Origin of the sequence: Bacillus smithii (assembly GCF_001050115.1) — a bacterium.
GTDB lineage: Bacteria > Bacillota > Bacilli > Bacillales > DSM-4216 > Bacillus_O > Bacillus_O smithii.
This window is the reverse complement of record NZ_CP012024.1, coordinates 836,672-848,719: the sequence shown is the minus strand read 5'-3', so window position 1 is coordinate 848,719 and position 12,048 is coordinate 836,672. Positions and strand designations below refer to the sequence as shown.

General features: G+C 42.8%; 11 protein-coding genes. 2 read left to right on the top strand and 9 right to left on the bottom strand.

Going from position 1 to position 12,048, the window contains the following annotated elements; genetic code table 11:
- Positions 1-51 precede the first annotated feature (51 nt).
- A complete protein-coding gene (locus BSM4216_RS04005) occupies positions 52-240 on the top strand; it encodes a hypothetical protein (protein WP_048622820.1) in 189 nt (62 codons plus the stop codon).
- A gap of 305 nt (positions 241-545) precedes the next feature.
- On the top strand, positions 546-764 hold the full coding sequence (locus BSM4216_RS04000) for an alpha/beta-type small acid-soluble spore protein (RefSeq protein ID WP_048622819.1): 219 nt from the start codon (positions 546-548) through the stop codon (positions 762-764).
- Between the two features lie 141 nt (positions 765-905).
- Here BSM4216_RS04000 and fumC read toward each other — a convergent pair whose 3' ends face one another.
- The 9 genes from fumC to ilvC form a co-directional block, all read right to left on the bottom strand.
- The gene (fumC, locus tag BSM4216_RS03995) at positions 906-2,279 is read right to left on the bottom strand and encodes a class II fumarate hydratase (RefSeq protein ID WP_048622818.1); all 1,374 of its coding nucleotides are present in this window, start codon (positions 2,277-2,279) and stop codon (positions 906-908) included.
- Between the two features lie 248 nt (positions 2,280-2,527).
- The gene (pabC, locus tag BSM4216_RS03990) at positions 2,528-3,391 is read right to left on the bottom strand and encodes an aminodeoxychorismate lyase (protein WP_048622817.1); all 864 of its coding nucleotides are present in this window, start codon (positions 3,389-3,391) and stop codon (positions 2,528-2,530) included.
- The gene (gene pabA / locus BSM4216_RS03985) at positions 3,388-3,987 is read right to left on the bottom strand and encodes an aminodeoxychorismate/anthranilate synthase component II (RefSeq protein ID WP_048622816.1); all 600 of its coding nucleotides are present in this window, start codon (positions 3,985-3,987) and stop codon (positions 3,388-3,390) included. The genes pabC and pabA overlap by 4 nt, the downstream gene beginning before the upstream one ends.
- Complete coding sequence (locus tag BSM4216_RS03980) at positions 3,984-5,384, bottom strand: anthranilate synthase component I family protein (protein WP_048624386.1); 1,401 nt, start codon at positions 5,382-5,384, stop codon at positions 3,984-3,986. The genes pabA and BSM4216_RS03980 overlap by 4 nt, the downstream gene beginning before the upstream one ends.
- 846 nt (positions 5,385-6,230) lie before the next feature.
- Positions 6,231-6,833 carry a 3-isopropylmalate dehydratase small subunit gene (gene leuD / locus BSM4216_RS03975; protein ID WP_048622815.1) on the bottom strand — a complete coding sequence of 201 codons (603 nt, stop codon included), beginning with the start codon at positions 6,831-6,833 and terminating at the stop codon, positions 6,231-6,233.
- Positions 6,834-6,846: 13 nt separating this feature from the next.
- Entirely contained in the window at positions 6,847-8,259 is a 1,413-nt protein-coding gene (gene leuC, locus BSM4216_RS03970) for a 3-isopropylmalate dehydratase large subunit (protein ID WP_048622814.1), read from the bottom strand.
- Between the two features lie 102 nt (positions 8,260-8,361).
- Positions 8,362-9,462, bottom strand: coding sequence for a 3-isopropylmalate dehydrogenase (leuB, locus tag BSM4216_RS03965; RefSeq protein WP_048622813.1), 1,101 nt, complete (start codon positions 9,460-9,462; stop codon positions 8,362-8,364).
- 18 nt (positions 9,463-9,480) lie between these two features.
- Entirely contained in the window at positions 9,481-11,025 is a 1,545-nt protein-coding gene (locus BSM4216_RS03960) for a 2-isopropylmalate synthase (RefSeq protein ID WP_003353196.1), read from the bottom strand.
- Positions 11,012-12,037 (bottom strand): ketol-acid reductoisomerase, encoded by a 1,026-nt coding sequence (gene ilvC, locus BSM4216_RS03955; protein ID WP_003353197.1) that lies wholly within the window; start codon positions 12,035-12,037, stop codon positions 11,012-11,014. Before ilvC ends, BSM4216_RS03960 begins: the two co-directional genes overlap by 14 nt.
- Positions 12,038-12,048 lie beyond the last annotated feature (11 nt).

Here is a 12,048-nt window from a genome sequence, read left to right as displayed (position 1 = left end):
GAATACTCTTCCTCCTTCTTCGGCAAAATAAAAACTAAGGAGGAGATGAAAATGGGAATAAAAAAACAGGAAGCATCCTTTTTGCCGGACACCAACTTTGAAGGAAAAGATGAATTATTTTTGGATGTGGATCGCATGATAAATGAAGGGCTTTCCGGAGGATCGGTTCATTTGCATGGAAATAGGGCGAATATCGAAGAAGCCCATCCATTCGTAGAAGAAGATCCTCCGAACCAATAATTTTAACAAAGAAGATCCCGCCGCAATAGACGAGTCGTCGGCAACTCTATTGCAGGAGGGATCTTCGTTTCAGGAGTCGGCACGTTTTGATAAAGAAGCGGGTTTCTCCTTTATAAAAGGAAATAACTACCTTGCCGATCTTCGAATAATACAAAAAAACCGAAACATAATACTAGTACAGCCAGCCAATCATAACATTCATTCACAACATCTCGGGTTAGCCAAGCGGAAAAGGAAAATTGATTCCTTTAGTCTGGTGCAATTCCAACCTAACCCAAAAAATACAATAAGGAGATGAACTTAAAATGGCAACAAATAGAAGCAATAGCAGCAACCAATTAGTAGTAGCAGGCGCTCAACAAGCTATCGACCAAATGAAATACGAAATCGCTCAAGAATTTGGAGTCAATCTTGGAGCAGATACGACTTCCCGCGCTAACGGTTCTGTAGGGGGAGAAATTACAAAACGTTTGGTTTCTTTAGCTCAACAACAAATCAGCGGTTACCAAGGTCAACAACAATAACTGAATAGGATATGGCTGTGGAGAGGCATCTTTTCTGATGCCTCTCCTTCTTCCATTAACGATTAAAGTCAACTAAGTAACCTTTCACTAAATCATAGACCTTCTTTCAAAAAAAGAACATAACTAGCTTAAGGATTTCGCCTACAAATGAATCATTCTGGATGGGTCCACCCATTCATCAAATTGTTCTTCTGTTACATATCCAGTTTTTAATGCGGCTTCTTTTAATGTCGTCCCCTCTTTAAACGCCAATTTTGCAATTTCGGCTGCTTTTTCATAACCGATATATGGGTTTAAGGCCGTGACCAACATTAAAGATTGATTCATTAATTTATCGATCACTTCTTGATTGGCTTCTATACCACGGACACATTTCTCTTCAAAAGAAACCATTCCGTCTGCCAATAAGCGGATGGATTGGAGAACATTATATATAATAACCGGTTTAAAGACATTTAATTCAAAATTTCCCTGACTGGCGGCAAATCCAATTGTAGCATCATTGCCAAAAACTTGTGCCGCTATCATGGTAATTGCTTCGCATTGAGTAGGGTTTACCTTTCCTGGCATAATAGAACTTCCCGGTTCATTAGCCGGGATCGTCAATTCTCCCAGTCCGCTTCTCGGCCCGCTTGCAAGCCACCGAATATCATTGGCGATCTTCATTAAATCCGCCGCCAACGCTTTCAATGCACCGTGGAAGTGAACGATTTCATCATGGCTTGTCAAAGCATGAAATTTATTATCAGAAGATCGGAACGGATATCCTGTCTGTTTCTCCAGTTCTTTTGCCACTTTGGGGCCAAATGTGGGGTCTGCGTTGATTCCTGTTCCAACTGCGGTTCCCCCAATAGCCAGATTTAGAATGTAGGCACTGGAATCTTTCAGCATTTGTTCCGTCCGCTCCAACATGGTCCGCCAACCTGAAATTTCTTGCCCAAGCGTTAATGGTGTAGCATCCTGTAAGTGAGTTCTTCCGATTTTAATCAATTTCATGTATTGAACTTCTTTGTCTTTCAGTGTGGCCTTTAATTGCTGCAACGCAGGGACAAGCCGTTTTTGAAAGGCATTGTACACGGCAATATGCATAGCTGTAGGAAATGTGTCATTTGAACTTTGAGACATGTTGACATCGTCGTTTGGATGAATCGTTTCTTCATTATGCAACAGTTCATTCCCGCGATGAGAAATAACTTCATTGACATTCATGTTCGTCTGAGTGCCGCTTCCTGTTTGCCAAACAGACAACGGAAAATGTTCATCCCATTTTCCTTCTAAAATCTCATCGCATACTTGCACAATAGCTTCTTTTTTGGCAGCGCTTAATTTTCCTAACTCATGATTCACAACAGCCGCTGCTTTCTTTAAATGAGCATAAGCATAAATGAGATCAAGAGGCATTTTTTCTATACTAATTTTAAAGTTATTTCGACTTCTTTCTGTTTGCGCACCCCAATATTTGTCTTTCGGAACCTTCACTTCGCCAAGGGTGTCCTTTTCAATACGATACTCCATTTCCCATCCTCCTAACATGACCGTTCTTTTTAACTGTTAAACCATTTTTATCATAGTCATATCATAAGAATTCTGTCAATTTTTTGGTTTTAAAAAATTTCATCAAATTCTGTTTTTGGCTCCCTTTATGCAATTGCAAATTTTCTATCAGATCTTTCAAGATACGCTATTCTTAAACACAGCTTCCAAAGCCCGATCTTTCTTTCCCCTAGCCTTGTGTTCAAATGTCGAAAAAGATTATTCACTACTTAAACGGACAATGCTTTTGCTGACCATAAATAAGAGCAATAACGCTGATATTCCTCCCAAAGTGTACGCACGTATTTTCCTCGGATTCCCGGATAAAAGCGATCTCCCATTTTTCGAACTGGAGCAATTTCAATAATGGAATTGGTTAAAAAGATTTCTTCTGCATGATCCAATTCTTCTGGAAAAAAATATCCCTCTTGCACCGGAATATGAAGTCGCTCTGCCAATTTCATAATGAATCGTCTCGTGACGCCATCTAAAATTCCTGTTTGTAAACAAGGAGTAAAAATCGTTCCCTCTTTTACCCAAAAAAAATTGGATACAATGCCTTCCGCTAAATGCCCTTCTTTCGTCAAAAAAATGCCTTCTTGTTCTCCATTGCTTCCCATTTCCCATTTTGCGGCCACATTATTCAGAAAGTGGTGAGATTTTAATCGTTTTCCCGTTTCCGGCGTGTTTCTCGGCAATGTTAATAAGACTGCTTCTTTTTCTTTCATGGCATGGAGACGCTTGAAGGGCCGCTGGAAAACGAAAATAGTCGGTCGATGATATGGTTCGATTTGCATTCCCATCTCTCCGAGTCCCGCCGAAACATTCAAACGCACCGACGAATCCGGCAGCCCATTGCGTCGGCAAAGTTCCTGAATAATGTCCAACGCTTTTTTCCTCGTAATCGATGCACGAATACGCAATTCTTTTAATCCTTCATTAAGGCGTTCAAGATGGTCATCTAAAAGAAAAGGATGACCAGAATATGTAGGAATGGTCTCAAAAACGCCGAGACCATATAAATATCCATGATCAAACGGCGAGATCATCGCTTTTTCTTTTTCTATAAACTGACCATTGAGATAGACGATCATCTTGTCAGTCCCCCGTTCGCATCCTGCTTCCGATAAGTATTGAAAAAATTGGACAGAAGCTGCTTACCGAATTCCGTTAAAATCGATTCTGGATGAAATTGGACACCTTCTATGGAATAGGATCGATGACGTATCGCCATAATCTCCCCTTCCTCCGTCCAAGCCGAGATTTCAAAACAGTGCGGAAGAGAGTCTTTATCCACTATAAGCGAATGGTATCTAGTGGCTCGAAACGGATTAGGAACATCGCGAAAGATGGTGCGGCCGTCGTGAAAAATGGCAGATGTTTTTCCGTGCATTTGTTTTTCGGCCCGAATAATGTTTCCGCCAAAAGCCTGCGCTATCGCTTGATGGCCGAGACAAACTCCAAAAATGGGAATACGGCCTGCAAAATAGCGGATAGCCTCCAAACTTATCCCCGCTTCATTTGGCGTGCAGGGCCCAGGTGAAATCATTAAAAAATCAGGAGAAAGGTTTTCTATATCGCGAATCGAGAGACAATCGTTTCTTTTTACAATGATCTCTTCTCCTAACTCCCCTATGTATTGAACGAGATTATAAGTAAAGGAATCATAATTATCGATCATTAAAATCATGTGAGCGCCTCCTTTTTTTCTGCCATTTCTTTTGCCTTCCATAGTGCCGCCGCTTTTTTCAATGATTCTTTGTATTCATATTGAGGTCGGGAATCCAGAACAATACCTGCCCCAGCCTGCACATAGGCTTTTCCATTTTTGGCAATCATTGTCCGGATCACAATATTAAGATCCATATCGCCATTCAACCCGATCCAGCCGATCGATCCTGTATAAACTCCTCGGCGAACATTCTCCAATTCTTCTATAATTTCCATCGTCCGAACTTTCGGTGCACCTGTGATCGTCCCTCCCGGAAAAACGGCATCAATCACGTCAAAAGCATTTTTTTCTTCTGCCAATATCCCTTCGACTTCAGATACTAGATGCATGACATGGGAATATTTTTCGATCGTCATCAATTCATTGACCCGAACAGTGCCGTACTGACATACCCGTCCTAAATCGTTTCGTTCCAAGTCCACCAGCATGACATGTTCCGCTCGTTCCTTCACGTTTCCGAGCAATTCATTCGCCAAAATCTGATCTTCCTCCTCGCTCTTTCCTCGAGAACGGGTGCCGGCAATCGGACGCGTTTTTACCCTTTGTCCGGTCTTTTTCACCAACAACTCCGGAGATCCGCATACTATTTGAAAATCGTTGGAGTGTATATATCCCATATACGGAGAAGGATTGATGCTGCGTAATGTTTTGTACACTTCAAGAGCCGGGACATGCAGCGTTTTCGCTTGGCGAACGGACAAATTGACTTGAAAGACATCCCCGCTGGCAATATATTCTTGAATTTTTTCCACTGCATGAATAAATTCTTTTTCCGACAGCGACACTTCAAGATCTTTTCCCGAAATAGCAGGAACAGGAGATTCGATCTCTTCGCTTTCCTTCAGTTCGGATTGCCACATTTCCTTCCACGTATCCAAACCATATCGACTATCCTCAGATTCAGCTAATGTCATCACCCACAGACAATTCGTTTCATGATCAAAAACGACCCATTCTCGAAAAAAATAAAAATATAGAAGCGGAAGGCCCAGATCATCTTGCGCTAAATGGGGCAATTTTTCAATAAGGCGGGCATAATCATAGCTTATAAAGCCTATTAATCCGCCTTGAAATTCAGGCAGTCCCGGAGCCGGATCCAGTTTATAAGGCCGCAGCCATTGTTCAATCATTCGAAGCGGTTGACCTTCCATCCATTTATCGCGGCCATTCATTGTCACCTGAATCCCATTTTGTTGCCCTTCAATCACGGCAAAAGGTTCAATTCCAGCGATGCTGTATCGGCCGGATCGTCCACTTTCCAGCAAAGCATAATGCGACTTTCCCTTTACTAATTGGCAAAATTTCCGAAAAAACCGTTCCTTTGAATAAGGGATCATGTCATAAAACAATTTCATTCGTTTGCAACCTTCTTTCTGTTTGGCATTCGGCTCTTTCACATAAAAAGAGCCCTTGTTCCATTTATTATACATGCAAATAGGATAACCATTGAAAAAAGGCTCATCATGATTTAAGAAAGAATCTTATTTTCTCATGGAATCGAGTAGGAGGGAGCGATTAACTCCCGTCCTCTCACACCACCGTACGTACGGTTCCGTATACGGCGGTTCAATTAAGATAATTGACGCAAGTCTTTATAACTTCCGTGAATAGCTGTTCTCTTTATGCCAGTGGTCACTCCACCCTCCAAGAGGTCTCCCACGGGATTCACCGCTTCCTCCCTCAAGTGAGGTACTACGTTTTCTGTGTTCATCATGACTCACTGAATACCAAGGGCTATTCTCTCTTAATTGTTCGGTCCTTCTTAGTTGTTCTAGACCAACTAATACTATGACCTCTGCTGACTTCTGACGGTTCAGCTACTTATCACTAAGTAGGTTATGAAGAGTACTTCACATATCCGCCAGACCTCCCCGGGTAAGTACATGCACTTTCACACCATCTATCCGCCTCATTTACTCGATATGACCTTCGACAGAAAGAGCTTTGTTTTGTTATGCAAACTCACTCAATCATACCTAGCCTTATATGAGGTTCGTGTTCCTCGGACCGGTGTTTTGCCTCCAGCTTCCTTCAGATTCCGCGTCACCACGGACACCCTTGCGTTAAGCTAACTGCTACTTCTGCCTTCGCAGCTCGGGACTTTCACCCTATAGATTACACCCATGCCGGGCGCACACGAAAAAGCTGCCGGGGCCAACCCCCGGCAGCTTTTCTAGTCATCACTTCGATGAAGATTAGGCCTATTTCGCCTGTACTGTTTTATCCCTTCTCTCCTCATAAGCTCGAATTTCATCTTCTAAATTAAGAGTGACGGCAATTTCATCCCATCCGTTTAACAGCATTTCCTTCCAATAAGGATCCATCATAAACGTAGCCAAAAATCCTTTTCGATCCGTCACATGCTGGTTTTTCAAATCCACAAAGAGACGGTAGCCAGGTTCTGATGCTTTTTCCAACAGCAGAGACACCTCTTCTGCCGTTAATTTTATCGGCAATAGTCCGTTCTTCAAACAATTATTATAGAAAATATCAGCAAAGCTGGGGGCAATAATGATTTTAAAGCCATAATCCATTAAAGCCCACGGAGCGTGTTCACGGGAAGAGCCGCAGCCAAAGTTTTCTCCTGCCACTAAAATACTGGCGTCTTTATATTGAGGATCGTTTAAAATAAAATCTTCCCTCACATTGCCGTCGTCGTCAAAACGCCAATGATAAAATAAAAACTGGCCAAAACCTTTGCGCTCAATTCGCTTTAAAAACTGTTTCGGTATAATTTGGTCCGTATCGACATTCGTTCTATTCAGAGGACAAACAATCCCATTATACTTATTGATTGGTTCCATATGGCTACATCTCCTATTGATAAATTCCAGTTAGTTTGCGAACATCCATAAATCTTCCCGCTATGGCTGCAGCCGCTGCCATAGGAGGGCTGACCAGATGGGTTCTAGAACCATTTCCTTGGCGCCCTTCAAAATTTCGGTTAGAAGTGGAAGCACAACGCTTTCCTGCTGGAACAATGTCCTCATTCATCGCCAAACACATGCTGCATCCGGATTCACGCCATTCAAATCCTGCTTCTGTAAAAATTCGATCTAACCCTTCTTCTTCAGCTGCTTTTTTGACAGTCTGAGAACCAGGTACGACTATCGCTTTCACGCCATTATGGACTTTCCGCCCTTTGACAACCTCTGCTGCTGACCGCAAGTCGCTCAGCCTGGAATTGGTACACGATCCGATAAAAACATAGTCGATCGGAATGTCTTCCATTCTCGTTCCCGGCTTTAAGCCCATATATTCGATCGCTCTTGCCGCCGCTTCACGGTCTTGTGCTCTTTCGAATTTTTCGGGAAAAGGAACAATTCCACTTATTCCTGTACCCATCGAAGGATTTGTTCCCCACGTCACTTGTGGTTCAATTTCTGAAGCATCAATTTCGAGCGTTTTGTCGTAAACAGCCCCTTCATCCGTCGCCAATGTCTTCCAATATTCCACTAATTTTTCAAATTCCTCGCCTTTTGGAACATACTTTCTACCTTTTAAATAATTAAATGTCACTTCATCCGGACTAACGAGACCGGCACGGGCTCCTGCTTCAATGGACATATTGCAAACAGTCATCCGTTCTTCCATGGAAAGTTTGCGAATGGCTTCACCCGTATACTCGATAATATAGCCGGTTCCGGCATCAATTCCAAATTTGGATATGATGCCCAAAATCAAATCTTTGGCCGTCACGCCAAATCCCAGTTTCCCGTTCACTTTGATTTGCAGCGTCTTTGGTTTTGCTTGCCAAAGAGTTTGAGTCGCCAATACATGTTCGACCTCGCTTGTCCCGATTCCAAATGCGAGAGCGCCAAATGCTCCATGAGTAGAAGTATGGCTGTCACCGCATACGATGGTTTTCCCCGGCTGCGTCAACCCAAGCTCAGGACCGATCACATGGACTATTCCTTGATCCGGATGGTTGATATCCGCCAATTCAATGCCAAACTCCTTACAGTTTTCATATAATTTTTCCATCTGCGTTTTTGAAATAGGATCGTTTACAATATGTCTGTTCATCGTAGGAACGTTATGATCCATCGTAGCGTATGTCAGATCGGGCCGTCTCACTTTTCGATTTTTCATGCGGAGTCCTTCAAAAGCTTGAGGAGATGTGACTTCATGTACTAAGTGCAAATCAATATATAATAAGTCCGGTTTTCCTTCCTCACGATGCACCACATGCTGTTCCCATATTTTTTCAATAATTGTCTTCGGCTGCAATGGCTGTCCCTCCTCTATGAATTGGTATGGAAACTAGGTCAAATAAACGCTTCTTTCCACAGTCTCAATGTACATGGACAATTGCTATCGATTCATAATCTGTTAAGCCATGGTAGAAGCAATCGCACGATCTTCTTGAACTCGCTTCACAACCAGATCAATCATTTTTTCCGTTCCCACTACACGGCTTCCCGTATGGCGTAAATCAAACGTTCGATATCCATCCTTTAATACATCGTCCACCGCTTGTTCTATTGCTTCTGCTTCATGATTGAATCCAAAAGTATATTTCAGCATCATAGCAGTAGATAAAATCATCGCTAGCGGATTGGCTTTGTCCTGTCCTGCAATATCAGGTGCTGATCCATGAACCGGTTCATAAAGCCCGAATCCGTCTTCCCGTAGACTGGCCGACGACAGCATGCCTAAAGAGCCGGTAATCATAGACGCTTCATCGCTTAAAATATCTCCAAACATATTTTCCGTGACCACTACATCGAAGTCTTTCGGGTTATGAATAAGCTTCATAGCGGCTGCATCAACATACATGTGTTCATATTCCACCTCCGAATAGCGGACAGCTGTTTCTTCTACTACTTCCCTCCACATTCGGCTTGATTCCAACACATTTGCTTTATCAACGGATACAACTTTTTTCCTTCTTACTTTAGCGATTTGAAACGCTTTGTCTACAATTCTTTTTATTTCGTCTTTTGTATAAAGCAAAGTATCAACAGCCACTTCTTGATTTTCTCCCCGCCGCTCGCTCGGTTTTCCGAAATACAATCCGCCTGTCAGTTCCCGGACAATCATTAAATCGACATCCTCAACAATTTCCTTTTTCAGAGGAGAAGAAGAAAGAAGGCTTTGAAAGGCTTTTACCGGGCGTAAATTAGCAAATAGACCAAGTTCTTTCCGAATCTTTAACAGTCCTTTTTCCGGTCGCAGATGGCTGGGGAGGGAGTCCCATTTAGGACCTCCCACCGCTCCCAGCAATACCGCATCACTCTGTTTACAGAGATCAATCGTTTTTTCCGAAAGAGGTATTTGTTCTTGATCAATTGCAGCCCCTCCGATGTTGGCAAATTCCATTTCAAATTCATGTCCAAACCGACCGCCAACCGCTTTTAACACTTCGACTGCTCCTTTTGCCACTTCTCGGCCGATTCCATCACCCGGCAGAACCGCAATTTTCTTTTTCATTTCAACCCCTCCAGTAAATTAAATCGACACATTTGCTTTTTGGATCGCTTTTAAACTTTCAAGCGAAAGAATTCTATTGACGGCATTTAAGTATGCACGGGCTGAGGCTTCCAACACATCTTGTGCTGTTCCCCTTCCGCTTGTTTCCAGTCCATCGCAAGAAATTCGGACATAGACATCGGCAAGAGCATCGCGTCCCCCTCCAACCGAGTTGATCTTATAGTCTAATAGCTTTACTGACCGGCCGAAAATCCGTTCAATCGTGTTATAGATCGCTTCCACACTTCCCGATCCTGTAGAGGCTTCACTCACTTGTGAACCGTCCGCCAGCGTGACAGCAATCGTCGCTGTTGGAATATTGTCAGTGCCGTATTGAACTTGTACGCGGTTCAATGTATATTTCATTTCCGTTTCCGTTTGTTTATCCGTAAGAATGGCGAATAAATCAGCATCTGTAATTTCTTTCTTTTTGTCCGCCAAATCTTTAAATACTGTAAAGGCTTCATTCAATTTTTCATCGGTCAATTCAAAGCCCAATTCAATGGCTTTATTTCTGAAAGCATGGCGGCCGGAATGTTTGCCCAGAACTAATCGGTTTGAATTCACGCCAATGAGTTCAGGAGTAATGATTTCATACGTTGTTTTTTCTTTTAATACCCCGTCTTGATGAATGCCTGATTCATGAGCAAAAGCATTATCACCCACTACCGCTTTATTTGCCGGCACGATCATTCCGGTCAATTTGCTGACAAGATCGCTCGTTCGCTTTATTTCATTTAAAACAAGACCCGTTTTCGCTTGATAATAGTCGCTCCGTATATGAAGAGCCACAGCTACTTCTTCAAGTGAAGCATTACCGGCTCGTTCCCCGATGCCGTTGATCGTTCCTTCGATTTGACTAGCTCCGTTTTCAATCGCAGCAAGCGAATTAGCCGTGGCCATTCCGAGATCGTCATGGCAATGAGCAGATAAAGTAATTTTGTCAATATTCCGTAAATTATTCCTTAAAAATTGGAACAATTCTCCATACTGCTGCGGCGTAATGTAGCCAACCGTATCTGGAATGTTAATGATCTCCGCCCCGGCTTGAATAACCTCATTGAGAATACGGACTAAGAACTCGCGGTCTGAGCGACAGGCATCCTCTGCCGAAAATTGAACTTTCGGGAATTTTTTCTTCGCATAGGAAACAGCCCGAACCGCTCTTTCCACTACTTCGTCTTGAGACATTTTCAGTTTATACTTCATATGAATGGGTGAAGTGGCAATAAAAATATGGATGCGAGGTTCTTCAGAATCCTTGAGGGCTTCCCAAGCAGCATCGATATCACTTTCTGTAGATCGAGCCAATCCGGTAACGGAACTGTCGCGGATCGTATCGGCAATCAATTTTACTGCTTCCAGGTCTCCTTTAGAAGCAGCCGGGAAGCCTGCTTCAATGCAGTCGACTCCCAGCTTTTCCAATTGTTTAGCAATTTCTATTTTTTCTAATGTGTTCAAATTCACTCCAGCTGATTGCTCGCCATCTCTTAATGTCGTATCAAAGATTTCAATTTTTCGCACCGGCTCCCACTTCCTTCTTTGATGGTTTTTTGACAAATGGCATCATTTCTCGAAGTTCTCTGCCCACTACTTCAATCAGATGATTGTTTTCCCGTTCGTTAATGGCATTGAATTCAGGGCGGTTCAATTGATTTTCCAAAATCCATCCTTTCGCAAACTTCCCGGTTTGAATATCGCTCAATACTTCTTTCATCCGTTTCTTCGTTTCTTCATTGATGACTCGTGGTCCGGAGACAAAATCCCCCCACTGTGCCGTATCCGAAATGGAGTACCTCATATTTTCCAATCCGCCTTCATACATTAAATCCACAATGAGCTTCAATTCATGCAAACACTCAAAATAAGCAATTTCCGGCTGATATCCAGCTTCTACAAGCGTTTCAAATCCAGCTTTCACTAATGAAGTCATCCCCCCGCATAATACTGCTTGTTCTCCAAAAAGGTCTGTTTCTGTTTCTTCTTTAAAGGAAGTTTCCAAAACCCCGGCACGAGCCGCACCAATTCCTTTTGCGTAGGCAAGCGCTAAATTTTTAGCATCCCCTGTTACGTCTTGGTGAACACCGATCAAAGCCGGAACACCAGCGCCTTCTTCATATGTCCGTCTCACTAAATGTCCGGGCCCTTTTGGCGCAACCAAAAAGACATCTACATCTTTCGGCGGTACAATTTGACGAAAGTGAATATTGAATCCATGAGCAAATACAAGCGATTTTCCAGCAGACAAAGCCGGTTCAATTTCATTTTTGTATACTTCCGGCTGGCGCTCATCAGGAAGTAAAATCATAATAAGATCGGCTTCTTCACTTGCGGCTCTCACCGTTTTTACGTCAAAACCATCTTGTTCCGCTTGTTTCCATGATTTACCTGGACGAAGTCCGATCACCACTTGATAGCCGCTGTCTCGAAGGTTTTGAGCGTGAGCATGACCTTGGGAACCATATCCAATGACAGCAATCTTCTTTCCATTTAAAACTGATTCTTGAATGTCTCCGTTATAATATACTTTTACCATTTTTTTCATCC